The organism is Paenibacillus sp. JT31N7 (assembly GCF_059692095.1).
The window spans coordinates 545971-569503 of the sequence record NZ_JCAUAT010000003.1; the positions used below are offsets into that span (position 1 = coordinate 545971).

Below are 23533 nucleotides of genomic sequence, written 5' to 3' on the forward strand. Positions count from 1 at the left end.
TAACCGCACTTATGATCACTGTAACGGATATAACGCTTAGATACGGCAAACGCGCTCTTTTCGAAGACGTTAATATTAAATTTACTCCCGGCAACTGCTATGGCCTGATTGGCGCTAACGGGGCGGGAAAATCCACGTTTCTGAAAATTTTGTCCGGCGAAATTGAGGCCAACAAAGGCGATGTTCATATCGCTCCGGGCGAGCGTATGGCGGTTCTGAAGCAGAACCACTACGAATTCGATGAAACCGATGTTCTGAAAACAGTCATGATGGGCCATGCGCGCCTCTTTCAGATTATGGAAGAGAAAGACGCCCTCTACGCGAAATCGGACTTCTCCGAAGAAGACGGTATCCGTGCGGGCGAGCTTGAAGGCGAATTCGCCGAACTTGACGGCTGGCAGGCGGAATCCGACGCGGCCGAGCTTCTGATCGGTCTCGGCATTCCGAAAGAGCTTCACGACCAGAAGATGAAAGATCTGGACGGCAACGAGAAAGTCCGCGTCCTGCTTGCACAGGCCTTGTTCGGCAGCCCGAATATTCTGCTGCTCGATGAGCCTACCAACCATTTGAATCTCGAATCGATCCAATGGCTGGAGAACTTCCTGGCCAGATTCGAAGGCACCGTCATCGTGGTATCCCATGACCGTCACTTCCTCAACCAGGTTTGTACGCATATCGCGGACATCGACTTCAGCAAAATTCAGATGTACGTCGGCAACTACGACTTCTGGTACGAATCCAGCCAACTGGCTTTAAAGCTTGCCAGAGAGCAGAACAAGAAAACGGAAGAGAAGCGCAAAGAGCTCGAAACGTTCATCGCGAGATTCAGCGCCAACGCTTCCAAATCGAAGCAGGCGACATCCCGGAAGAAACAGCTCGAGAAGCTTACTTTGGACGATATCAAGCCTTCCAACCGCAAATATCCGTTCATCAACTTCAAGCCGGAGCGGGAAGCGGGCAAGCAGCTTCTGGCGATTGACAGTGTCAGCAAGTCCGTTGAAGGCCAGAAAATTCTCGACAATGTTTCCATCACCGTGAACAAAGGCGACAAAATCGCTTTCGTAGGTCCGGACGGACATGCGAAAACGACTCTGTTCCAGATTTTGATGGGCGAGACGGAAGCGGATGAAGGCACTTATACATGGGGCGTCACCACGACCCAGGCTTATTTCCCGAAAGACAACTCGCAGTACTTCGAGGGTGTGGATATGAACCTCGTTGACTGGCTGCGTCAATATTCCAAAGATCAGGACGAATCGTTTATCCGCGGCTTCCTGGGCCGGATGCTTTTCTCCGGTGAAGAAGCTCTTAAGAAAGCGAGTGTTTTGTCCGGGGGCGAGAAAGTGCGCTGCATGCTGTCCAAAATGATGCTCGCAAGCGCCAACGTTCTTATCCTTGACGAGCCGACGAACCACTTGGACCTCGAGTCCATTACGGCTCTCAACAACGGGCTGATCGACTTTGACGGCACGATGCTGTTCGTGTCCCATGACCATCAGTTCATTCAGACGGTTGCCAACCGCATTATCGAAATTACGCCTAAAGGTGTGATTGACCGGATGATGCCTTATGATGAATATCTGGAAAATGAAGATGTACGCCGTCTGCGTGAAGAGTATTACGCTTAAATAGCAGAGGCTTGCGAACGGGATACACAGAAGAGGCGCTTGGATGTTTATCATCCGGGCGCCTTTGCTGCGCTCCGGAGAAGCGGGATTGGCCGGAACTTCCGATTGCCGCTGCCGCGTTGCCTGAACACAAAAACATAGAAAAAGGAGCTGCCGCGTATGTTTGATCCGACGGTTTATGAGAATTTAAAAGTCGTCTTGGAAGGAGCGGTCTACGATTTGGATCTCTCCGGCGAGATTCTGGTTACGAACCGGTCGGACGTCATGGATCTGTCCAGCCTGGGCCGCCATTACCGGATCCGTTTTGTCCTCCGCGGCGGCGAAGAGAACACGTCTTCTCCGTGGGCGGAGCTTCATCTGGCGGCTGAGCTGGAAGATTTGGCGGCGGAGCTGCTGAGCCGCAAAGGAGCCGAGCCGGGCTGCACGCTGACGGTGAGATTCGGATTCCTTATCGGGGATCCCTCACGGGACTGCCCCGCGGTCGGATCCTCCCTGGAATCGATCTGGAGCGGAAGGCCGCTCATCACCCAGACGCTTTCTTACGTGTTCGGCTTCGAAAACGAAGGCTGGCACAATGAGGTTCTGCTTGAATTCGGCCGCAAGGTCAACGAAAGCCATCTCGACGACTTCGAAGGGCTTCTTGAACATACGTTATTGTCGCTGTCCGTGCTCAGGGACAAACATACTTTCTGAACCCGCAACGGGTCCGCTTTTTTTGCGCGGGCTTCTGCGCTCCCGGGAACGGGAACTACTCGATAATCCCGGAGCCTTGCTGCCGGAATACGGCTTTTTACGGAAAGGAGATTGGCATGCAGGAATGGAACGATGAGCAAATCGAACAGGCTTTGAAAGAAAAACAGTCGTTCGCCGTATTTTTTCATACCCCTTTTTGCGGAACTTGCAAAGTCGCCGGACGGATGTTGGACGTAGCCCTGACGATCGAGCCGGAACTGCCGCTTAAAGCCTGCAACGCGAATTACGCGGGGGCGTCCGTGCAAAAGTGGAAAATCTCGTCCATCCCCTGTATAGTGGTGGTAGAGAAGGGAACTGCCGTACGATTCATTTACGCCGTGAAATCGGTGGACTATTTGCTGGCCGAACTTCGTTATTTGACAGGCATGCAGCATTTGAGGATCGTCGCATCGTCGGATTTTCCGGAAAATACTCCGTAACAGAGAGGAGCATCCACTTATGAACTATAGAAACGAAAGCACGGCTTCTGTCGGTGATCTGGTCATAGCATCTTACAAAACTGGGGAGTATATAGGCCGCATCGTGGAGCCGCCGTCCAATATAAAAGCGGCCGTTCAGGTTCTCGCGGTCGTTAAGCATCCTTCGCAAGGGGATCTTCATAATCCGCAGCAGGGGGATGTCCCGTTCTTTCATCAGCGCCGCGCGCTGGCCTTCCAGGAAATTGCGCTGATGCCGCTGTCTAGCATCCACGCCTACCACGGGAATGTTCCGGATTACACCCTTTCGCTCCAGCAGGCTCTCGAACGCGAGCTGAACATGCTGCATCAGACGGAAGAGTGGGCCAGACGTTCCATTGCGGAGCTGGAAGAGCTGCATCGCGAATATTTCCCGCAGTAATCCTGTTGGCCGCGCAGGTTATCAAGCGATGAGAAACACCTGACAAGCGTAAATATATCCGTTAAAAAGCAGAAAAATCCTGTTTTCACGAACGTGATCAGGATTTTTCTGCTTTTTACGTATTCCCTGCTTTTTCCGCAGAAATGTAAGCATGCTTGTGACGACTATTCGTTCCTTTTATTCATAACGGTCAATGCTTAGGAACGTCTACAACCGTATCCCGTCCGATAAGGTTGGGCTTTTGCGTCTTGTTATAAAACCAGAAGGCCGGCGTATCTGTAATCCCGTTCAGGGTAAGCCGGAATTCTTTTTTGGGCAGGCGGGCCGACCGGATAAGCAGGTTGCTGCCATCTACCGAGATTTCTCCGGGGTTCAGCGTAAAGCTCTCCGTGCCTGCCGAAACCGTCACGTTTCCTTCGGCTTTCGACGAGCCTTCGTCGATTCTTTTCTGGAACGGTATCTTTACTTCCGTGGGTGAAAGCCGCTGCGCTTTGCCGGGGAGCGGGGCTTCCTTGTACATATAACCGCCCAGGTGATATTCGTACGCGGTCCAGGCGGAATAGCCGAGCGCGCGGACGGAATCGGAAAAAGCGCTCAACCACCCGCCGTCCTTAACCATCAACAGAGCCGAGCCGATATCCGCCTGAACCCCGAGCGGAAGCCCCCGATGCTCCGCCTTGATTTTATCCGCAAAAACCTTGTACGGCTTCACGTAATCGGGAGGAAGACTCTCCTGCGGTTTGAGCCAGTCCGGCCAGTGAGTTTGAAGGAAATGGATGTCCGGCTTAACCCGGCCGACCATGGCTGCGGCATCGAGGCCCTGCAGTTCCCTCAGCTTGTCAAAGGAGCCGGGACCAGCATCTATGGCCAAAGACCAGGTCGCCACCAGAATGCCCGGACGGGCTTCCCGCACTCCGTCTTTCCCGTTTATAAGCTCGTTCAGGAAATCGTTCACGGCTTCCACCCGGAAATCGACCCACTTCCGGTATGTCGCCTTGTCGGTTAAAAAATAGCGGGGCGAGGAGGCGTCGGTGAAATCCGGCATCTCCAGGCCCGTTTTGTCGCGGAACGCCTTCTGCGCCAGAGACCCGACGTCCCCGTACACGCCCCGGTTGATCCCGTCCCATTCGGGAAAGTAAGGTTCGGCGACCTCAATCCCGTCAAAAGGATAATCGCGCACGAGCTTGGCGAGCGCCTGCTTTTTCCACTGTACATAGGCCGGGCTGTGGGGAGAAAAACGGTAGTACCCGTCGTTCAAAGGCTTAAGCAGCTGCATCTGCCACGAAGGCCAATCCGCCGGAAAGCGTGCCGTAGAGTAGCTTCCGTTACCGAGGACGAGCGCCCATACTCCGATGCCTTTTGCCTGGAGGGCTTCGATAAACGTGCGGTTTACATCGTTTTCGTTGACGACAAAATAATGAACCGTTTTGTACCCGTTCTGGAGAAGCTCATCGGCTATGCTTTCGGGTGTCCGGTTCTGATAATACGGAAAAGAGGGATCAACCTGGATGGAAGGGCCTTTCAGGGCGGCTTCTTTGCGTTTTTTTTCCGCGGCTTTGGAGTGAAGGGGCGGGGCCTGGGAGCCTTCCTGTGCGAGTGCGGGTACGGCTGGCAAGAATTGGGCGAGAAGTGTCATCAGGATGATCAGCGTAAACGGTTTGACCCACTTGCGGCTGCTTGGCCGGGGGCGGTGCTTTTTCCGACTGTTCATGTCGTCATTCCTCCTTGCTTTCCGTTAGGATGGGCATTTTGTTGACTGTCTTATGAGCCGTGTTCCCATAAAATAGTTCGCTTTTTTAAATAAATAGAAGAAAATATTCTTCATTATTCTTTATATAAAAAAAGAAAGCGTTTTATTCCTTGGGACAATCACTTGGAGAAATCCTTTTTGAAAATATAGCCGGAAGGCTGATGCTGTCCTTCATTTGTGTTAAAATAAAGCCGAACTTACTTTAACGTGATATCGGAGGGTTTTGCACAATGGCACTCAATGATGAGATCAGAATAGGCGTCATCGGCGCGGGCAATATCGGTAACGTGCACATACTAGGGCTTCTTGAAACCCCGGGCGTTACGGTAGCCGCGGTAGCTGACGTGTTTCTTCCGCTTGCCGAAGCGCGGGCCAAAGAACATCAGATCTCTAAAGTTTACGGAAATGGTGAAGATTTGATCCATGATCCCGACATAGATGCAGTGGTTATCGCCGTATCGAACGAATGGCACGCGCCTCTTGCGGTAAAAGCGCTTCAGGCCGGCAAACACGTCCTGCTGGAGAAGCCGATGGCCATCGATGTCAAGGCCGCTAAGGAAATCGTCCTGGCTGAGCGCGAAAGCGGCAAAGTTCTGATGATTTCGCATCAGCGCCGCTGGGAGCCGCTCAATATGCAGGTAAAAGAGCTCGTTCAGCGGGGCAAGCTCGGTAACATCTATCATGCCAAAACGGGCTGGCTGCGCCGCAAAGGAATTCCGGGCTGGGGCACATGGTTTACCCAGATGTCCAAATCGGGCGGCGGGCCGCTGATCGATATCGGCGTGCATATGCTGGATTTGTCCCTTTCGCTGATGGGCAATCCCCGTCCGGTTTCCGTCTTCGGAGCTACCTATTCGGAATTCGGGCCCAAACGCCGCGGAATCGGCAGCTGGGGCAAACCGAACTGGAGCGGCAGTTATGACGTGGAAGACTTGGCGACGGCCCTGATCAAGATGGACAACGGGAGCACGCTGACACTTGACGTTAGCTGGGCCGCACTGACCGAAACGGACAATCAGCCGTACATTCATCTTCTCGGTACGGAAGGCGGGGCCACCTTGAGAGGAAGCTCCTACGGCAAGCTTTTTGCGGAAATGTTCGATAAGGAAATCGACGTGGAGCTACAGCTGCCCGAGCAGCAGACCGATCCTCGCCTCCTGATGAACATGCATTTTCTGGAATGCATCCGGACCGGAAGCGAACCGATGACATCCGTCATGTCGGGCTACACGAACAACTTGATTCTCAATGCAATCTACGAATCGTCCCGTACCGGCAAAGAGGTTGAACTGGACTGGGATTTATCTAACTAACCCGGGGGAGCTGCAGAATAGTGGATTGGATGGCGTTAAGCTTAATCGGAACGATCGCGTTTGCCGTCAGCGGCGCGATTGTCGCTATGGAAGAGGATTATGATATCCTGGGTGTTTATGTCCTGGGCTTTGTAACCGCATTTGGCGGTGGGGTTGTCCGCAACCTGCTGATCGGAGAGAAAGTGACGATGCTCTGGCAGCAGGGGTTCCAGTTCACGATTGCGCTGGCCGCAATGACACTGGTCTTTATATTTCCGCTTGCCTGGATTAAGCGATGGAAATCCTGGGAATCGTTCTTCGACGCCATCGGTCTGGCGGCCTTCTCGATTCAGGGGGCGCTCTATGCGTCCAATCAGGGGCTTCCTGTAAGCGCCTCGATCGTTGCGGCCGTACTCACGGGAATCGGCGGCGGGGTTATCCGCGATCTCCTGGCCGGGCGCAAGCCTCTCGTTTTAAGAGATGAAATCTACGCGGTCTGGGCCATGCTGGCCGGCTTTCTTATCGGCATCGGCTGGCCCCAGAATCCGCTGGGTCTGATTGTTTTGTTCCTGATCGTCGTCGTATCCCGGATGTTCTCGGTTATCTTTAAATGGAAGCTTCCGCGCCGTTCTCTCCGGACGCTGCTGCAGCAAAATGACGTGCCGAACAAACAGCGCCCTCCCGCTTTGCAGGAAGAAAGGAGAGAGTTCGATGTCAGCTGAATCTTTCTCGGCCCATGCCAAAATTTCAGGCGAACTTTTGCAGGAAAGACTCCAAACGGTTAAAGATCTGAAACAGAGCGAGCTGGACATGTATGCCTTGTCCAAAGACAAGGAAACCGGTGAGCACTACGTACATTATGCATACAAACACCGGCAGATTTCGGGTACGGGCGAGGAAGAGCAGTTTCATCAGCTCCTCCCCGTGGAGAGTGACGATGTTCTCGGAATCCTGTTCTCGGATCAGCCTTACGAGTACCCGGCCGCCTGGAACCGGCCGTTCTTGCGCAATGGTCCCGAAGGGTTCTACATCTGGTTTGATCCCGGTTACTCGGAGGATACCGACGCGGATGAACAGTTTGCCCGGGAAGTCCGGGAACGGCTTCTCCGAATGAAGCAGGCGGGCAAAGTGGACGAAGAAGCGGTCAAGCGGCTTTTTCGCGAGCTCGATGAGTTGAAATAAGCGTTACGGTAAGCGTCCCTCTCGGGGACGCTTTTTTTGCTGGCCGCCAAGATCGTGGGAGGCGCGTATGGATAGAGGCCGGCGGACGGCAGAAACCAAAAGATCTCCTTACTGTAGCGTAAGGAGATCTTCACGGAATAAAATCGGATTATTTGAAATACGAGGTCGTAAGTGGGACGAACAATCCGCCATTTCCTATGATATCTGCATGAACGAAAAGTTTATCGACACCGGCAATATCGACTACAATGGTCTTCAAGCCTTCTTCGACGGCAATTGTCGTTGTTTTCAGGTAGACATCTTTGTCGCTGTCTTGAACGAAAAATCTTTCGATATCATTGCCGGTCGCCGCTACCTGGAGCACGAGCTTCTGGTATTTGCCTTTGGGATACAGCATGAAACTGCTGGCCCGGCTCGATTTTGCGTTATCGAAATAAACGTCTTTGTAGTCCTTTCCCTTGTATGTAGTCAAATTGGGATCTTTCGTATGATAGGACGAGTCGCTGAAGCTCTTGGCCAGTGCGACCCCTTCCGCTTGCTCGCCTAACAGGACCGTGTTGGTCGCTCCGTCGTAATTGACGGCTACATTCAAGGTTTTGGCAATGCTCCGGACAGGCAGATAGGTGTTGCCGTCATAAGTGATCGGAAGCACGACAGCTCCCTGCTCATCCTGCAGTTGGACAGGGGAACCGTTATATTTGACCGTAATGGAACCGTTCAGATAGGCTTTAATTTCCTGCAGATTGGCCCCGGCCAATACTCCGGTGCCCATACTCAGTACCATGGCGGCACCGATTGCGGTTGCTGCTAGTTTCTTCTTCAAATCATTCTCACTCCTCTTTGGGATTAGGTCACCTGAAAAAGGGAGTTGAAAACCCATTCAGGCGGTTGCTCACTTTATTTATGTCAAGTTTTTACATTAGTTTCAGATAATTAACATTATAAGCACGATTTATTATCCTATTAAGGGTCGGAATACCCGAATTATACGGGAGCGTCCTTGGGAGGATGCTTTTTTATTGGTGCCCGGCAACGGGGAAGGGGTTACTTTTAAAAAAGAACAGGCGTGGAAAGAATAAGAAGCGGTACGGCTTAAGCCCGGATCACACTCAACGGGAAGACATCCGACAGGAGGCTTATCACATGAAAACGAACGGGTACACGTTTGCCGAATTGAAAGGTAAAGAAGATCTGATCGAAGAAATCCGCACCCTGGAAAGCAAATTGCAGGAACAGACAGGGGAAGCAATCACCCTGATCGCTTACGAAAAAGAACAACCGGGGACGGAGAATAGGCATGATTAAACAATACTTTGCCGAAGTCGTATTGGATGAAAGCGCAACGCTGAGCGAAAGTCTGAACAGTCTCGTGGACCGGGCGGAAAATGAGTTCGGCACCTCTTATATCGAGATAGCGTCGATCGTGCCGACAAAGCCGGACCGGTTTACGGTCATTTTGAATCTGGATTTCAACCGCAAACAAGGGGAGGACAAGGCTTAACGCCTGCGTCCTCCGGAAATGAGGCTACCAGTGGCAAACGCATATAAAGTCCGCGCGACCTGCGGATCTTCTTCTTGTACATATGTGCATCCCCAGGATATTATCCGGGCAGTTAATTATGAATCTTCCTATGCCATGGCGCTCATGCTTAACGATATCCCGTCTTATATGAGTTGTCCTTCCTGCGGAAATGAGCTGCATTTTTATCCGTATGCGCTTATCGAGGAGCCGGGAACTTGACACCGCTTGTTCTTTTGGCAGATAGTTAAAAGAGAGAAAGCAACACGGGAAGGAAGAACGCCGGATGAATAGGACACCTGACGCTATGATGCAGCAATGGGAACTGCCAGAAAGTATTACAAACCGTCTCCTTACCCTGCGCAGCCGGATTGATTCCGGCCGGCTGGCCGAGGAACAGCTCCATTTAATCGGAAAACCGGGATTTGTCCCCGCACAGCCCGAAGTGCTCACAGATGCGATCATCGCTATGGCGCTCGGCAAGCCTCTTTTGCTGAAAGGACCGACGGGTTCCGGCAAAACGAAGCTGGCCGAGCACTTGTCTTTTCTGACGGGCCAGCCGATGCACAGTGTCAATTGTTCCACGGATCTCGACGCGGAAGCTTTGCTCGGGTTCAAGACCCTGAGCCGCTCCGGGGAAGGCACGACGATTGAATTTGTGCCGGGGCCGGTCATTAGCGCCATGAAAGCCGGGCATATCCTCTACATAGATGAAGTGAATATGGCTAAGCCCGAGACGCTGCCGCTTATTAACGGAGTTCTCGACCACCGGAGAACGCTGACCAATCCGTTTACGGGCGAGACGGTCACGGCCCATGAAGATTTCCGCGTCATTGCGGCGATTAACGAAGGATACATCGGGACCGTGCCGCTTAACGAAGCGCTGAAAAACCGTTTCGTGGCCGTCGACGTCCCCTACCTGCAAGGAGAAGCGCTCCTCAGTCTGCTGACGGAACGTACGGTTCTGCGGGATAACCGGCTTCTAAAAGCATTTGCGGCTTTGTCCGCCGATTTGCTCGCTCTCGTGCAGATGGGCCAGTTGTCCGACGAAGCGGCCTCCATCCGCGCTTTGCTGGATGCATGCGATCTCGCCGCGTTCATGCCTCCACGGAGAGCCGTTGAACGGGCAATTACCGCCAAGCTGGAAGACGAACGCGAAAGGGCTGCCGTGCGCAACGTGGCGGAGACGCTCTTTTAGTTATGTTCGTCGGGAAGCTGAATCTGCTCGATAACCGGCTGGAAGCCTTTATGCTCATGCAGCTTGTCGATCTGGCCCGGACCTTTACCCGGAACGGGGATCTGGAGCTTCAGCTCGCTTTTCATTCCCATTATGAGGAAGGCAAGGCGCTGCTGACGGTCAGCCAGTTCTGGCGGGACTGGAAACCGGCGCAGCGGGAAGCGGGAATGAAAAGCGACGTCTATCTCCGCGCGCTAGGAAGCGCGTGGTATTCGGGAAGACGGGATACCGAAGCGTTTCTGGAGTCCGTTACGGAATCGCCGCTCTCCAGACTGGGCATAGAGCTGTTTGCCCTCTGCGAGGACTTGCGGCTGGAACAAATCTGCCGGCGCATCCGTCCCGGTACCGCAGCTGTGTTCGAGGAAAGAGCGGACGTGTATAAGGGATATTTCACGCATAAATTTAAAACACATCTTGCCCGGAATGAGTTTGCGGACGCCCTGTTCGTTTCCGTTTATTTGTGGTTTAAAGGGGCGGACGTGCAGGCGCTTTATAAGGAAGCGGATGACAGGACGGGGAGTTCTGACACGGAAGCTTCTGCTCCGGCGAAGCGTATAGAGGAACTGCTCCGGCTCGTTCAGCCGCTGCTGGAAGAGGCCGAAACGGCGGAGACGACGGGAGAAAACGCCCGGCTGTGCCTTCATATGCTGGAGCATCTGGAATACCGGCTGGAGCGGGATGCGGCGGAGGCCTATTTCTCGGTCCAGGCCGGAAGCGGCACGGATGCGCCCTTGAAGCGCGGCGAACACCCCGCCGGCAAGAAGGCGAAGCGCCTCGCGAATGACGATGCGGAGCGGCTTAGCCCCCGGCGGGACGAAGACCGCAGAAGCGAGCGCCAGTCCATGTGGCACAGGGAGACGCGGAGCACCGCCGGGGAAGCGCTGAGGCAGTCGCTCGAACGGGGCACGAGGACCGCACGATTCAGCGGCGCCGCGGCAAGGCCCGGGGACGACTCGGCCGACGAGGCTACGGCAGCCGCGCGCGGGCGTTCCGCCGCTTCCGAGCGGAAGTCGTCCGAGCCGCCGCCTGACAGCAGCGCGCCGTTCCTGCCGTCCGCGGCTTCCGCGGGAAGCGGAGACGGGCCTTCCGGGCTGCGCGCTGCCGCCGAGTTTCAAGCCCCGCGCAGGCCTACCCCGGCGGAGGAAGACGCTTACCGCGAAGCGGTCCGTGCGGTGGAGCCGCTGACGAGGCAGCTGACCCGCACGGTGAGGCTGACGCTGGAGCGCAAGCGGGTCGCCCCGCGGAGCGACCTGCTCTACGGGCGGCTCGGCCGCAGGCAGCTGCTGCGCTACGTGACGGACAAAGCGCCGCGGCTCTTCACCAAGAAGCAAAACCCCGCGCCCGAGCTCGATGCGGCCTTCTCGCTTCTTGTCGATTGCTCCGCTTCCATGTACGATAAGATGGAAGAGACGAAGCTGGGCATCTCGCTCGTTCACGAGACGCTCCGGACTCTGCGCATCCCGCACGAGGTGACGGGCTTCTGGGAAGACGCGGAGCGGGTCACGGCCGAAGAAGCGCCGAACGTGTTTCACACGGTCATCGACTTCGGCTCGTCCTCGGCTCCGCGGAGCGGCGCCGCTCTGCTGCAGCTGGAGCCGCAGCAGGACAACCGTGACGGATTCGCGATCCGTCACGCCGCCCGGCGGCTGCTGCGGCGGCCGGAGAAGCAGCGCGTGCTGCTTGTCTTCTCCGACGGCGAGCCTTCCGCCGCCGAATACCAGGAGGACGGCATCCTCGACACGTACGAAGCCGTCCTGGAATGCCGCAGGCTCGGGATCGACGTGATCAGCGTCTTCCTCGCCAGCGGCGACGTGCACGAAACGCAGCGCAGCACGATGCGCAACATTTACGGCCGGCACGGGATCGTGGTTCCGCACGCCGCCGAGCTGCCGGAGCATCTCGCTCCGCTGCTGCGCAAGCTGCTTTTGCGCAGCGGCGGGTAAAGGGCGCCATCCCGAATAGCCGGTCGGCTATTTTAGGCGCCTGCCGTCATGAACGTTATCACCCATAGGAATACTTGCCTAACCGCAAGCCGACAAAATATAGAGGCACACTACTGCACTCAGGGGAGAGGACACCGTATGTTTGGAGCACCGCTATCAGGGAAATCGAAGAAAATTATGCTGCTCGGTTCGGGGGAGCTTGGCAAAGAAGTCGTTCTGGAGGCGCAGCGGCTCGGGATCGAAACGATCGCGGTCGACCGCTACGATCACGCGCCTGCCATGCAGGTGGCGCACCGCAGCTATGTGATCGACATGCTGGACAGGAAGTCGCTTCGTGAGCTCATCGAGCGGGAGCGGCCCCATCTGATTGTGCCCGAGATTGAAGCGATCGCCACTCAGGAGCTTGTCGAGCTGGAGAAGGAAGGCTACCGCGTCATTCCGACCGCCAACGCATCACGTCTGACGATGGACCGGGAAGGCATCCGCAGGATGGCTGCCGAGGAGCTCGGTCTGCGCACGGCGAAATACGCCTTTGCGGACACGCTGGACGAGCTTCATGCCGCGGTCGCGGAAATCGGTACGCCCTGCGTCATTAAGCCCATCATGAGTTCGTCGGGCAAGGGCCAGAGCGTATGCCGGTCCGAAGCGGATATCGAGGCCTGCTGGAATACGGCGCTGGAAGGCGGCCGGGCGAAAAAAGCCCGTGTCATCGTCGAAGCGTTCGTCACGTTCGAATCCGAAATTACGCTGCTCACCGTCCGCTCGGTAAGCGGCACCTCCTTCTGCGCTCCGATCGGTCATGTGCAGAAGGAAGGCGACTATATCGAATCGTGGCAGCCGCACGCGATGAGCGAGGCCCAAATCGCGGAAGCCGAACAGATGGCGCGGACGATCACCGATGCGCTCGGCGGTTACGGAATATTCGGCGTCGAATTGTTCCTCACGAGCGAGGGCGTATACTTCAGCGAGGTTTCGCCGCGTCCGCACGATACGGGCATGGTCACGATGGCGACGCAGGACCTGTCCGAATTCGCGCTCCACGCCAGAGCGATTCTCGGGCTGCCGATACCGCAAATCCGCCTGCTTACGCCTGGCGCTTCCCATACGCTGAAGGCGGATCGCGGCAGCACCGATTTCGAAATCGTCGGGCTGGAAGAGGCGCTAGCGGTACCGGATGTCCAGGTGCGGATTTTCGGCAAGCCGGAAACGAAGCCGGGCCGCCGGATGGCAGTTGCCCTTGCCGCCGCATCGGATACGGAAACGGCCAGAGCGATGGCCGCCGAAGCGGCGGGCAAGCTTTTTATCCGCTACGGGGAATAAAGCCAGACGCGCAAGTTGGGACAGGCAGATTAGCGTCACGGAAAAGGACGGACCGGGGCCGAAGTTTACCGGCTTCCGCTCCGGCCGACGAGAAGGAGGCTTTGACCCCTATGGAAGCGAAACCGACGAGCATCTCCCGCTCCATTATGACGGAGGTTATTTTTCCGCTGGATACGAACTATCACGGGACGGTTTTCGGCGGCAAAATTATGGAATATATCGACAAGATCGCGACAATCGCAAGCATGCGCCACTGCCGTCGCGGCGTCGTAACGGCTTCAAGCGACAGCCTAGACTTCTTGTCTCCCGTGCATCTGGGGGAAGCCATCGAGCTGGAAGCATTCGTATCCTGGACGCACCGGAGTTCTATGGAGGTTTACGTGCGTGTGGTGGCCGAAAATATGTTTACCGGCGAACGGCGGACTACCGCCACTTCCTTTATCACGTTCGTGGCCCTGGATGACGAAGGCCGGCCGACTCCCGTCCCTGCGGTCATACCTGAGACGGAACGGGAAACGCGCTTGTACGAATCCGCTCCGGCTCGCTATGAGGCGCGCAGGAAACGCAAAGCGGAACGGGAAGACGATTGATGAGCCTTAGGCGAGCTTAAATTTTTTTGAGCGGAAGCGGAACCGGTGTCCGTCAGCACCGTACCAACAGGTAAAGGTATACGTTAATGATGTCGGTTCCTATCCCAATGAACAGAGGAGTGCTTGTGCTTGAACGCTCACGAAATTGATTACATTATACACGGCAATGAAATGCAGTACGTGGAAATTGAGCTTGACCCGCAGGAAAGCGTCATCGCCGAAGCCGGCAGCATGATGATGATGGAAGGCAATATCGGAATGGAAACGATTTTCGGCGACGGATCGGGCGGCGGTGGCGGCCGCGGTCTGATGGGCAAGCTGATGGGTGCGGGCAAGCGGCTGCTTACCGGCGAAAGCTTGTTTATGACCGTCTACACGAACAACGGGCGGGGCAAAGAGCACGTCACTTTCGCCGCTCCGTATCCGGGCAAAATTATTCCGATGGATCTGCAGGCGCTGGGCGGCAAGCTCATCTGCCAGAAGGACTCGTTCCTGTGCGCGGCCAAAGGCGTATCCATCGGTATCGAGCTGCAGCGCAAGCTGGGCGCGGGCTTCTTCGGAGGCGAAGGCTTCATTATGCAGAAGCTGGAAGGCGACGGACTGGGCTTCGTGCACGCCTGCGGTTCTATTCTGGAGCGCGAGCTTCAGCCGGGTGAGGTGCTTCGCGTCGATACGGGCTGCTTCGTTGCGATGACGCCGGACGTGCAATATGACATCGAGTTCGTAAAAGGCATCAAAACGGCCGTCTTCGGAGGCGAAGGGCTGTTCTTCGTCACACTGAGAGGACCGGGCAAAGTATGGCTGCAGTCGCTGCCGTTCAGCCGCCTGGCCGAAAGAGTGATGAGCGGAGCCGTCCGCGGCAAGGAAGAAGGCAGCGTGCTCGGGGGCCTCGGCAATCTGTTCCAAGGCCGCTAGAGGGTTCGTCTCATGGAGAGGCTCGGATAATGCTGAGCTGCGGTCGCTGGCGTTCGGGCGAGCTGTCCGGCAGGGGATAAGTTTCTGACGCCGGCGGGCTTAGGACTTCGTTGCAGGGCTGCGTATGCGTGATATATAAGCAGGAACGGATGCCGGCTAAGCCGTTAGCGGCGGTTTGGACGGGAATCACCCGGCATCTGCAACCGCGCTCCGTGACAGGCGGCGGCGAAACCATCAGGAGATTCCGGCGCCGAGTTCGTTTCCAACCAGCCAACCTGCGCATACACATTGAAAAAGGCAGTTCCTTTCTTATGAAAGGAACTGCCTTTTTATGTGAAAAGCCCGGGGGCTTCTGTTTTTACGCTGCCGCGCATCATTTGACGGTACGAATGATTAGTAATGAAGCAGCATTTGATCCAGGCGCTCGTTAAACTCGCCCATCGAAATCAGCTCGACCTGACGTGCGTCGTAATCCTGTTCGTCGAGATAGGAGTCCACATCGACTTCTCCCGGTACATTTTCCACGACGATGTCATTATTCAAATAAACGATTAAAACGCGTTCGGCGTCTGCGGTTAAGTTGTTGTTCATCTTTCTTTGACCTCCATGAAACAAGTGATTTCAAAGCTTGACGTCTGTTTGCAAGATAACTCCCACGCCTTTCTTACACGCTGGAAGTGCGTTTGAAACGGGGGATTTTTTTCCCGGGGAGGGGCGGACAGGCACTTACATATTTTGCAAAAAAACGTATTGACACGATTTATAGGCGATGCTATATTGATGTATAAATAATTCTTACTAAACTTATAGGATTTGTTTATTTTGTCCACCGGATCACCGGAGACGCGAAGAAAAAGTTCAGTAGGGAATGTGAAAAGATAGACAACGAGGTGCCAAATTCGAAAGGGGTATATGTACATGGCTGCTTTACAATCGCATTCTTTCAAAAGGGTTCTCGGACGCACGGTTTCCGTCCTTGCCCTGACTTCGCTGCTCACCGGGTTGACCGCTTGCGGCGGAGGAAACGAGACAACATCTACGAAAACGGGAACGGATAACGGCGGCTCCGCACCAAAATCGGTCGAACTGCTTAATGTATCTTATGACCCGACGAGAGAACTGTACCAGGCGTACAACGAAGCCTTCATTAAGTACTGGAAAGAAAAGAAAGGCCAGACCGTAACGGTCAGCCAGTCTCACGGCGGTTCGGGCAAACAGGCCCGTTCGGTCATCGACGGACTGGAAGCGGACGTGGTTACGCTTGCGCTGGCTTACGATATCGATCAGGTTCAAGCGGCGGGTCTTATTGATAAAGGCTGGGAAACGGAATTAAAAGATAACAGCACTCCTTACACCTCCACGATCGTATTTCTCGTACGCAAAGGCAATCCGAAAGGGATCAAGGACTGGGACGATCTCATCAAGCCCGGCGTATCCGTCATCACCCCCAACCCGAAAACTTCCGGCGGAGCGCGCTGGAACTACGTAGCGGCCTGGGGCTACGCGCTCAAGAAAAACAATAACGACGAGGCCAAAGCCAAGGAATTCGTGACCCAATTGTTCAAAAATGCGCCCGTACTCGGAACGGGAGCACGCGATTCAACGACCACCTTCGTGGAAAGAGGCCTCGGCGACGTTCTGATCGCCTGGGAGAACGAAGCCTATCTGTCGCTTAACGAGCTGGGCAAGGATAAATTCGAAATCGTGACACCTTCGATCAGCGTGCTGGCGGAACCCCCGGTAGCCGTGGTCGACAAGAACGCCGATAAGAAAGGCACGAAAGAAGTGGCCCAGGCTTATCTGGACTACCTGTACACGGAAGAAGGACAGAAAATCGCCGCGAAAAATTACTACCGGCCGCGTCTGGAATCCGTTGCGAAGCAGTACGAAAATCAATTCAAGCAAGTGAACCTGTTTAAAATCGACGATCCCGAATTCGGCGGCTGGGCCAAAGTCCAGAAAACACACTTCGCCGACGGCGGCGTATTCGACCAGATTTACAAACCGAAATAAAACTGCGTGCCCGGGTGCGACGGTACAAACCGGCACCACTCGGTCTGCGATCAAGGGGACGTGTTCGCAATGGGAAGACGAAACAAAACGAAACGTATTTTACCCGGGTTCGGCTTGTCTATGGGCTTTACGGTGCTTTACTTGAGCCTGCTCGTGCTTTTCCCGCTTTCCGCGGTCGTGTGGAAAACGACGGGGCTGACCTTTGAGCAGTTCTGGCAGGCAGTCACCGATGAACGGGTGGTCGCTTCTTACAAGCTCAGCTTCGGCGCTTCTCTGGCCGCGGCGCTGGTCAATACCGTATTCGGCCTGCTCGTGGCCTGGGTGCTTGTGCGCTACCGCTTTCCCGGCAAAAGATTCGTCGACGCGCTGGTCGACATGCCCTTCGCGCTCCCGACGGCCGTTGCCGGCATCGCGCTGACAAGCCTGTATGCCGACAACGGCTGGGTCGGCAGCCTGCTCGCTCCGCTCGGCATCAAGGCGGCGTATTCGCCGCTTGGCATCATCATCGCGCTCACGTTTATCGGGCTTCCGTTCGTGGTCCGCACCGTGCAGCCTGTGCTGCAGGAGCTGGAGCACGAAACGGAAGAGGCCGCCGTGAGCCTCGGCGCTTCACGCTGGCGTACGTTCCGCCGCGTCATTTTCCCGCAGCTGGTGCCTGCGCTGCTGGCGGGGTTTACCCTCGCCTTCGCCCGGGCGATCGGCGAGTACGGCTCCGTCGTCTTCATCTCCGGCAACATGCCGATGAAGACGGAGATTACGCCGCTGCTCATCATGACGAAGCTCGAGCAGTACGACTATGCCGGGGCGACAGCCATAGCTCTGGTCATGCTGATCATCTCGTTCGTGCTGCTGCTCGTCACCAACGCGCTGCAGATGAAATCCAACCGGCGGGTGAGCGGATGACCGCGAAAGGAGCTGAAGCGACATGGCAGGCAATGTAGCTGCAAACTTGAGCGGGCCTTCCTCGGAACCCGCGAAGCATATCACCGAGCCCAGGGCCGTCCAATGGCTTTTGATCGGGGGAGCCCTGCTGTTCCTTGCCCTGCTTCTGGTGCTGCCGCTTGTGACGATTTTTATCCAGGCGTTCAAAAAGGGCACCGAGGTCTATCTGGCGGCCCTGACCCAGAAGGAGGCTTGGGCGGCCATCCGGCTGACGCTGACGACAGCGGCGATTGCCGTTCCGCTGAACGTGGTGTTCGGCGTGGCGGCCGCCTGGGCGATCACGAAGTTTAAATTCCGCGGCAAGAACGTGCTGGTTACGCTGATCGACCTTCCGTTCGCCATTTCGCCCGTTATTGCCGGTCTCATGTTTATCCTGCTGTTCGGGACGAAAGGCTGGTTCGGCCCGTGGCTGGCCGATCACGATCTCAAGATCGTGTTTGCCCTGCCGGGCATCGTGCTCGCGACCGTGTTCATCACCTTCCCGTTCGTTGCCAGGGAACTGATCCCGCTTATGCAGGCTCAGGGCACGCAGGAGGAAGAAGCGGCGGCCACACTCGGCGCCAAAGGCTGGCGCATTTTCTGGAAAGTGACCCTACCCAACATCAAGTGGGGCCTGCTGTACGGAATCATTTTATGTAATGCGAGAGCGATGGGGGAGTTCGGCGCCGTCTCGGTCGTCTCGGGCCATATCCGGGGCAAGACGAATACCGTTCCGCTCCATATCGAGATTTTATACAACGAATATCAATTTTCGGCTGCATTTGCGGTTGCTTCCCTGCTCGTTATGCTGGCCGTGCTGACGCTGATCGTGAAAAGTCTGGCCGAATGGAAGTTCCACCAGTCCAACCGGCAGCATGCCGATTCCGGCTCAAACCAGGCAACGGAGGGGAGTTAACACATGCATATCAGTGTAAGAGGAATTAACAAGTCGTTCGGCTCTTACGAAGCCGCCAAAAATATTTCGTTCGACATTGAGCAGGGCAAGCTGATCGGACTTCTGGGCCCGAGCGGAGGAGGCAAAACGACGATCCTCCGGATGCTTGCCGGACTGGAGTCGCCCGATTCGGGAGAGATTCTGTTCCACGGCGAAAAGGTGAATGCCCTTATGCCGCAGGAACGCCATATCGGGTTTGTTTTCCAGAACTATGCGCTGTTCAAGCACATGTCCGTATTCGACAACATCGCTTTCGGCCTCCAGGTGCAGAAGCGCGGCAAAGCGGAGATAAGCACCCGCGTCCATGAGCTGCTGCAGCTGACCGGCCTGGCGGGTCTCGAGAAGCGGCTGCCGCACCAGCTTTCCGGCGGCCAGCGCCAGCGGGTGGCTTTCGCCCGGGCGCTCGCTCCCGAGCCTCAGCTGCTCCTGCTGGATGAACCGTTCGCGGCAATTGACGCGAAAGTCCGCAAGGAGCTGCGCAGCTGGCTGCGGGAAATGATTTCCCGCGTCGGCATCACGACGATCTTCGTCACCCACGACCAGGAAGAAGCGGTCGAGGTGGCCGACGAAATCATGATCGTGAACAAAGGCCGGATCGAGCAGAAAGGTTCGCCGATCGACATTTACCGCGAACCGCTGACTCCGTTCGTCGCTTCCTTTATCGGCGAATCTTCGCCGCTGGAGGAAGCCGGCTCCCTGATCGGGTTCGCGGAAGCGGGCGAGGCGCCCGCTATCGTCCGGCCCGAATTCGTGGAGATCGGGCTGCCCGGTGAAATCAGCCGTCAGACGGCGTCCGCGGAAGCCATAGTCAGAAGCACGTATTTCCGCGGTTCGAACTGGCAGATCGAAGTGGAGAGCGGACCTTACCGCCTGGTAGGTTACCGCTCGCTGGAACTGCCCCAGCTGGAAACGGGGGACCATGTCCACGTTCTGGTCCACCGCCTGTACATCTTCGACGGCAATCAGACAAGAACCGTTGAAAATGCTTTAAAAAACGATCCCATGCCGGTTCATATCTGATCCGGACCTCACAGAAGCGCACTTGCAGAAAGGACTAGGGCTATGGAACATCACATCACAATCCCGAGCGGGGACTTGGAACTGGCGGCTACGCTGCACTATCCGACGGACGGGGAGGGCTCCGACTGCCGAGGAGGGGCCGGCAAATGGCCGGTTGTCGTTATCTGCCACGGCTTTATCGGCAACCGGATCGGCGTCGACCGGCTGTTCGTCAAGACGGCGCGGGCTTTGAGCAGCCAAGGGTACATGGTACTCCGCTTCGATTACGGCGGCTGCGGCGAAAGCACCGGCGACTACGGAGCGGGAGGACTCGATCCGATGATCGCCCAGACGCGCCGGGTGCTGGATTATGCGCTCAGCCTGGACTGCGTGGATCCCGGCAGCGTTACGCTGCTGGGCCACAGCCTCGGCGGCGCGGTCGCCCTGCTTACCGCCGCATCCGACCACCGTGTACGGACACTGGTGATGTGGTCGGCCGTAGCCCACCCGCACAATGATATTGTCAGAATTGTAGGCAAGGAAGCTTATCGACAGCTGGAGCCGGACAAAGGCATCGATTATCAGGGGTATCTGCTTACCCCGGCTTTTTTCGACTCTCTCTCCATGCATCAACCGTTCGAGCAGCTGCGCAAATTCGGGGGAGATGTTCTCATCGCACACGGCACGGCGGACGAAGATATACCCGTAGATTATGCCCCGCTTTATCAAAAAATGTTCTGGCTCCGCGCGGACGGACGCTGCGATCTGGAACTCATTTTCCAGGCCGACCATACGTTCTCGAACCGTGACGCCACCTTTACTTTAATAGGCAAAACGTCCGCTTGGCTGGTAGACCTGCAGAAGCGTAAAAAAGAATGGTACGATTGGATGATTTGAATCGAGGGTAGAGAGGATGAGAATTATGGCCAAACCTGTTGAACTGAATGAAGTCTGGATTGACCGGATCATTCAAAGCATTAACGGATTGGAGTACGGAACCGTTCAAATCATTATTCATGACGGCCGGGTCGCTCAAATCGAGCGGACGGAACGGAAACGTTTCGACAATGAGACGAAACGGAGCGCGGCCGGCACCGAAGCCAAGCTGCATATCGAACGCAAAGCCAGCGACGGCCGGGGATAGCTTCCTTTTTCCTGAACCTTGTACTTAATGAAGACCTGTTATCCATAGGGATAGCGGGTCTTTTTCGTCTAAAGGCTTGAAACAATAGCATGTGGGAAATAATGTAAATATAAAAATCGGAATCTGCCGTGCCATTCAAGAATGAAAAATAAATTCAGCGTGAAGTCTATCTCAATCCATGATACAATTCTTGATTAGCGGCAAGGAAAGGACTGGAATTGATTGGACAAGGCAGAAGCGTGGTTTAAGTTAAAAGAACGCCAGACGACGATCGGGACGGAAGTGCTGGCGGGATGCACGACTTTTATGACGATGGCGTTCGTGGTGATCGTGAATCCGGGCATTTTAAGCGCATCCGGTATGGATTTTCAGGCGGTTTTCATCGCAACGATCCTGACGACCATTTTTTCGACCCTGATCATCGCGCTGGCGGGCAACTACCCGATTGTCATAGCTCCCGGCATGGGCATTAATGCGTTCTTTGCCTTCGGCGTCGTCCAGGGAGCGGGGGTATCCTGGCAGGTAGCGCTGGGCTCCGTATTTTTGGCCGGACTTCTATTTATGCTGATTTCACTCAGCCGGCACGGCCGGTTGTTGATCGAATCCATTCCGGCCTCGTTAAAATATGCGATTACAGCCGGTACGGGTTTGTTTATTTGTTTTGTAGGGCTGCAAAACGCCAAGCTGATCGTGGCTTCCCCGGATACGCTCGTCACGTTCGGAAGCCTGCACGAACCGGCAGCGCTGCTGTCCGTTATCGGACTTGTGCTGACGCTGATCTTGATGTCGTACCGCGTCCGTGCGGCGCTTTTTATAGGGATGCTGCTGACGGCGGCGATGGGCTGGCTGATGGGGCTGCTAATTTTACCGGACCACTGGTTTGCCTGGCCCGGAACCATGACGGGAACGTTTATGCAGATGGACGTGAAAGGGGTATTCGAGCAGGGCCTGTTTGCCGTCACATTCACGTTTCTGCTGATCTCGGTGTTTGATACGACCGGAACGCTTGTGAGCTTGGCGGAGCAGGCGGGGCTCATGAAAAACGGCGTTTTCCCCCGTTCCAGAAGCGCGCTTATGGCGAACGCAGCCGGCGTTACGGCCGGTGCCGTAATGGGGACAAGCCCGGTTACGACGCTGATCGAGTCGGGCTCGGGAATAGCCGCAGGGGGAAGGACGGGCTTAACGGCGGTCGTCACTTGCGCGCTGCTGACCGCCACGTCTTTTCTGGCCCCCGTAGCGGAAACGCTGGCTAATCTGCCGTCGGTCACGGCGCCCGCACTTATTGTGGTCGGGTATTATATGATTACCGATCTGCTGCATATCGACTGGAAAGATTTCGAAGAATCTTTCCCCGCTTTTCTCGTTCTTGTTACGATGCCGCTGACGTACAGTGTATCGACGAGCATCGGAATCGGGTTTATTTTTTACATTATACTGAAGGCGGCCCGGGGACGGTTCAAGGAAATCCATCCTGTGCTTTACATATTCGCTGCGCTGTTTATTGTGCAGATCGGATTTTTCCACGGCTGAACCCTGTACTGCTCAAACCGTAAAACAAGGGTGATCGGATGAAAGAAACACATTTTCACTTAAATGAAGAGACGGATACGCCTGTCGCTGTGTATCGGTGGGAGCCGGAACGGGACACTCCCCTTCGGGGCGTCGTGCAGATTGCGCACGGCATGGCGGAACACGCGTTTCGCTACAAGCGGCTGGCGGAAAGGCTCACGGCCCGTGGTTATATCGTCTACGCCAACGACCACAGGGGGCATGGAAGAACGGCCGGCCATATGAACGACCTGGGATACCCGGGCCCGGACGGGTTTGCAGGCATGACGGACGATATGATCGATCTCGGCAGACGGATACAGGAGGAGCGAAGCGGCCTGCCTCTGTATCTGGTCGGGCACAGCATGGGCTCGTTTCTTTCCCAGAAAGTCATGTACCGGGCTCCGCAGCTTTATGAAGGCGTGGCTCTTCTCGGGACGAACGGACCGAAGGGCGCGATTTTGAAAGCGGGTATACTTCTGGCAAAAATGCTCGTCTCCCGCAGCGGTGACCGCGCCCGCAGCAGCTTCCTGAGCCACATGGCGCTCGGCAGCTTCAACCGGCCTTTCCGCCCGAACCGGACGGAGTTCGACTGGCTGAGCACGGATGAGGCGGAGGTCGATAAATTCGTAAAAGATCCGCTTTGCGGGTACATTTGCACAACGGGATTTTTTAAAGACTTTTTTATCCATCTGTCCGATATTCATCTGAAACGTCATATGCGGAGCATCCCGAAAAACCTTCCGGTCCTGCTTATGGCCGGAGATAAAGATCCCGTCGGCGGGCAGGGCAAGGGCGTGAGGCGTCTTGCGGCTTTGTACCGCAAACTGGGGCTGGAGCAGGTGGAATGCAAGCTGTATGAGAACAAGCGTCACGAGATTTTGAACGAAGTGAACCGCGAAGAAGTGATGGAAGACTTGATAAGCTGGCTTGATGCTTCCCGAGGCATGAGTAAAGAGCCTGCTACATCATAACGAGCAGCCTGGA

At 55.7% G+C, this 23533-nt stretch carries 25 protein-coding genes; 22 read left to right on the top strand and 3 right to left on the bottom strand.

Going from position 1 to position 23533, the window contains the following annotated elements:
* Positions 1–11: 11 nt before the first annotated feature.
* From AC58P5_RS17100 to kapB, 4 genes are all read left to right on the top strand, one after another.
* Positions 12–1628: an ABC-F family ATP-binding cassette domain-containing protein gene (locus AC58P5_RS17100; protein ID WP_497389104.1), complete on the top strand. Its 1617-nt coding sequence runs from the start codon at positions 12–14 to the stop codon at positions 1626–1628.
* A gap of 159 nt (positions 1629–1787) precedes the next feature.
* A complete protein-coding gene (locus AC58P5_RS17105; RefSeq protein ID WP_497388517.1) occupies positions 1788–2321 on the top strand; it encodes a hypothetical protein in 534 nt (177 codons plus the stop codon).
* A 116-nt stretch (positions 2322–2437) separates the two neighbouring features.
* Positions 2438–2800 carry a thioredoxin family protein gene (locus AC58P5_RS17110; RefSeq protein ID WP_497388519.1) on the top strand — a complete coding sequence of 121 codons (363 nt, stop codon included), beginning with the start codon at positions 2438–2440 and terminating at the stop codon, positions 2798–2800.
* A 19-nt stretch (positions 2801–2819) separates the two neighbouring features.
* Entirely contained in the window at positions 2820–3218 is a 399-nt protein-coding gene (kapB, locus tag AC58P5_RS17115; RefSeq protein WP_497388521.1) for a kinase-associated lipoprotein KapB, read from the top strand.
* Positions 3219–3408: 190 nt separating this feature from the next.
* On the opposite strand, the gene AC58P5_RS17120 is transcribed toward kapB, so the two are convergent.
* Positions 3409–4929, bottom strand: coding sequence for an N-acyl-D-glucosamine 2-epimerase (locus AC58P5_RS17120; protein WP_497388523.1), 1521 nt, complete (start codon positions 4927–4929; stop codon positions 3409–3411).
* Positions 4930–5198: 269 nt separating this feature from the next.
* Here AC58P5_RS17120 and AC58P5_RS17125 point away from each other — a divergent pair, with 269 nt between their 5' ends.
* Genes AC58P5_RS17125 through AC58P5_RS17135 form a run of 3 tightly spaced genes read left to right on the top strand, consistent with a single transcriptional unit; the run spans position 5199 to position 7442 of the window.
* Entirely contained in the window at positions 5199–6281 is a 1083-nt protein-coding gene (locus AC58P5_RS17125) for a Gfo/Idh/MocA family protein (protein ID WP_497388525.1), read from the top strand.
* A gap of 20 nt (positions 6282–6301) precedes the next feature.
* Entirely contained in the window at positions 6302–6982 is a 681-nt protein-coding gene (locus AC58P5_RS17130; protein ID WP_497388527.1) for a trimeric intracellular cation channel family protein, read from the top strand.
* Positions 6972–7442 carry a hypothetical protein gene (locus tag AC58P5_RS17135; protein WP_497388529.1) on the top strand — a complete coding sequence of 157 codons (471 nt, stop codon included), beginning with the start codon at positions 6972–6974 and terminating at the stop codon, positions 7440–7442. The genes AC58P5_RS17130 and AC58P5_RS17135 overlap by 11 nt, the downstream gene beginning before the upstream one ends.
* A gap of 148 nt (positions 7443–7590) precedes the next feature.
* Here AC58P5_RS17135 and AC58P5_RS17140 read toward each other — a convergent pair whose 3' ends face one another.
* Positions 7591–8265, bottom strand: a complete 675-nt coding sequence (locus AC58P5_RS17140; RefSeq protein WP_497388531.1) for a stalk domain-containing protein — start codon at positions 8263–8265, stop codon at positions 7591–7593.
* Between the two features lie 320 nt (positions 8266–8585).
* Here AC58P5_RS17140 and AC58P5_RS17145 point away from each other — a divergent pair, with 320 nt between their 5' ends.
* From AC58P5_RS17145 to AC58P5_RS17175, 7 genes are all read left to right on the top strand, one after another.
* A complete protein-coding gene (locus AC58P5_RS17145) occupies positions 8586–8747 on the top strand; it encodes a hypothetical protein (RefSeq protein WP_497388533.1) in 162 nt (53 codons plus the stop codon).
* Positions 8740–8943: a hypothetical protein gene (locus AC58P5_RS17150; RefSeq protein WP_497388535.1), complete on the top strand. Its 204-nt coding sequence runs from the start codon at positions 8740–8742 to the stop codon at positions 8941–8943. Before AC58P5_RS17145 ends, AC58P5_RS17150 begins: the two co-directional genes overlap by 8 nt.
* 304 nt (positions 8944–9247) lie before the next feature.
* On the top strand, positions 9248–10159 hold the full coding sequence (locus AC58P5_RS17155; RefSeq protein WP_497388537.1) for an AAA family ATPase: 912 nt from the start codon (positions 9248–9250) through the stop codon (positions 10157–10159).
* A gap of 2 nt (positions 10160–10161) precedes the next feature.
* Entirely contained in the window at positions 10162–12141 is a 1980-nt protein-coding gene (locus AC58P5_RS17160; protein WP_497388539.1) for a vWA domain-containing protein, read from the top strand.
* Between the two features lie 138 nt (positions 12142–12279).
* Positions 12280–13461 carry a formate-dependent phosphoribosylglycinamide formyltransferase gene (gene purT, locus AC58P5_RS17165; protein ID WP_497388541.1) on the top strand — a complete coding sequence of 394 codons (1182 nt, stop codon included), beginning with the start codon at positions 12280–12282 and terminating at the stop codon, positions 13459–13461.
* Positions 13462–13571: 110 nt separating this feature from the next.
* Complete coding sequence (locus AC58P5_RS17170) at positions 13572–14051, top strand: acyl-CoA thioesterase (RefSeq protein ID WP_497388543.1); 480 nt, start codon at positions 13572–13574, stop codon at positions 14049–14051.
* A gap of 129 nt (positions 14052–14180) precedes the next feature.
* Positions 14181–14966, top strand: coding sequence for a TIGR00266 family protein (locus tag AC58P5_RS17175; protein WP_497388545.1), 786 nt, complete (start codon positions 14181–14183; stop codon positions 14964–14966).
* A 393-nt stretch (positions 14967–15359) separates the two neighbouring features.
* Here AC58P5_RS17175 and AC58P5_RS17180 read toward each other — a convergent pair whose 3' ends face one another.
* Positions 15360–15557 (bottom strand): hypothetical protein, encoded by a 198-nt coding sequence (locus tag AC58P5_RS17180; RefSeq protein WP_009672458.1) that lies wholly within the window; start codon positions 15555–15557, stop codon positions 15360–15362.
* Positions 15558–15884: 327 nt separating this feature from the next.
* On the opposite strand from AC58P5_RS17180, the gene AC58P5_RS17185 reads away from it, so the two are divergent.
* The 8 genes from AC58P5_RS17185 to AC58P5_RS17220 all read left to right on the top strand — a co-directional run bounded on the left by AC58P5_RS17185 (position 15885) and on the right by AC58P5_RS17220 (position 23520).
* Positions 15885–16979 carry a sulfate ABC transporter substrate-binding protein gene (locus tag AC58P5_RS17185; protein WP_497388547.1) on the top strand — a complete coding sequence of 365 codons (1095 nt, stop codon included), beginning with the start codon at positions 15885–15887 and terminating at the stop codon, positions 16977–16979.
* A gap of 69 nt (positions 16980–17048) precedes the next feature.
* Complete coding sequence (gene cysT / locus AC58P5_RS17190) at positions 17049–17882, top strand: sulfate ABC transporter permease subunit CysT (protein WP_497388549.1); 834 nt, start codon at positions 17049–17051, stop codon at positions 17880–17882.
* Positions 17883–17904: 22 nt separating this feature from the next.
* Positions 17905–18816 (top strand): sulfate ABC transporter permease subunit CysW, encoded by a 912-nt coding sequence (cysW, locus tag AC58P5_RS17195; protein WP_497388551.1) that lies wholly within the window; start codon positions 17905–17907, stop codon positions 18814–18816.
* Positions 18817–18819: 3 nt separating this feature from the next.
* Complete coding sequence (locus tag AC58P5_RS17200) at positions 18820–19875, top strand: sulfate/molybdate ABC transporter ATP-binding protein (protein ID WP_497388553.1); 1056 nt, start codon at positions 18820–18822, stop codon at positions 19873–19875.
* A gap of 42 nt (positions 19876–19917) precedes the next feature.
* Positions 19918–20751: an alpha/beta hydrolase family protein gene (locus AC58P5_RS17205; protein ID WP_497388555.1), complete on the top strand. Its 834-nt coding sequence runs from the start codon at positions 19918–19920 to the stop codon at positions 20749–20751.
* 25 nt (positions 20752–20776) lie between these two features.
* Positions 20777–20998 carry a YezD family protein gene (locus tag AC58P5_RS17210; RefSeq protein ID WP_497388557.1) on the top strand — a complete coding sequence of 74 codons (222 nt, stop codon included), beginning with the start codon at positions 20777–20779 and terminating at the stop codon, positions 20996–20998.
* A gap of 222 nt (positions 20999–21220) precedes the next feature.
* On the top strand, positions 21221–22528 hold the full coding sequence (locus tag AC58P5_RS17215) for an NCS2 family permease (protein WP_497388559.1): 1308 nt from the start codon (positions 21221–21223) through the stop codon (positions 22526–22528).
* Between the two features lie 38 nt (positions 22529–22566).
* A complete protein-coding gene (locus tag AC58P5_RS17220; protein WP_497388561.1) occupies positions 22567–23520 on the top strand; it encodes an alpha/beta fold hydrolase in 954 nt (317 codons plus the stop codon).
* Positions 23521–23533: the final 13 nt, after the last annotated feature.

Coding starts and splice junctions, on each gene's coding strand:
- AC58P5_RS17100 (WP_497389104.1), top strand. CDS start 12: ATGATCACTGTAACGGATATAACGCTTAGATACGGCAAACGCGCTCTT.
- AC58P5_RS17105 (WP_497388517.1), top strand. CDS start 1,788: ATGTTTGATCCGACGGTTTATGAGAATTTAAAAGTCGTCTTGGAAGGA.
- AC58P5_RS17110 (WP_497388519.1), top strand. CDS start 2,438: ATGCAGGAATGGAACGATGAGCAAATCGAACAGGCTTTGAAAGAAAAA.
- kapB (WP_497388521.1), top strand. CDS start 2,820: ATGAACTATAGAAACGAAAGCACGGCTTCTGTCGGTGATCTGGTCATA.
- AC58P5_RS17120 (WP_497388523.1), bottom strand. CDS start 4,929: ATGAACAGTCGGAAAAAGCACCGCCCCCGGCCAAGCAGCCGCAAGTGG.
- AC58P5_RS17125 (WP_497388525.1), top strand. CDS start 5,199: ATGGCACTCAATGATGAGATCAGAATAGGCGTCATCGGCGCGGGCAAT.
- AC58P5_RS17135 (WP_497388529.1), top strand. CDS start 6,972: ATGTCAGCTGAATCTTTCTCGGCCCATGCCAAAATTTCAGGCGAACTT.
- AC58P5_RS17145 (WP_497388533.1), top strand. CDS start 8,586: ATGAAAACGAACGGGTACACGTTTGCCGAATTGAAAGGTAAAGAAGAT.
- AC58P5_RS17150 (WP_497388535.1), top strand. CDS start 8,740: ATGATTAAACAATACTTTGCCGAAGTCGTATTGGATGAAAGCGCAACG.
- AC58P5_RS17155 (WP_497388537.1), top strand. CDS start 9,248: ATGAATAGGACACCTGACGCTATGATGCAGCAATGGGAACTGCCAGAA.
- AC58P5_RS17160 (WP_497388539.1), top strand. CDS start 10,162: ATGTTCGTCGGGAAGCTGAATCTGCTCGATAACCGGCTGGAAGCCTTT.
- purT (WP_497388541.1), top strand. CDS start 12,280: ATGTTTGGAGCACCGCTATCAGGGAAATCGAAGAAAATTATGCTGCTC.
- AC58P5_RS17170 (WP_497388543.1), top strand. CDS start 13,572: ATGGAAGCGAAACCGACGAGCATCTCCCGCTCCATTATGACGGAGGTT.
- AC58P5_RS17180 (WP_009672458.1), bottom strand. CDS start 15,557: ATGAACAACAACTTAACCGCAGACGCCGAACGCGTTTTAATCGTTTAT.
- AC58P5_RS17185 (WP_497388547.1), top strand. CDS start 15,885: ATGGCTGCTTTACAATCGCATTCTTTCAAAAGGGTTCTCGGACGCACG.
- cysT (WP_497388549.1), top strand. CDS start 17,049: ATGGGAAGACGAAACAAAACGAAACGTATTTTACCCGGGTTCGGCTTG.
- cysW (WP_497388551.1), top strand. CDS start 17,905: ATGGCAGGCAATGTAGCTGCAAACTTGAGCGGGCCTTCCTCGGAACCC.
- AC58P5_RS17200 (WP_497388553.1), top strand. CDS start 18,820: ATGCATATCAGTGTAAGAGGAATTAACAAGTCGTTCGGCTCTTACGAA.
- AC58P5_RS17205 (WP_497388555.1), top strand. CDS start 19,918: ATGGAACATCACATCACAATCCCGAGCGGGGACTTGGAACTGGCGGCT.
- AC58P5_RS17210 (WP_497388557.1), top strand. CDS start 20,777: ATGGCCAAACCTGTTGAACTGAATGAAGTCTGGATTGACCGGATCATT.
- AC58P5_RS17220 (WP_497388561.1), top strand. CDS start 22,567: ATGAAAGAAACACATTTTCACTTAAATGAAGAGACGGATACGCCTGTC.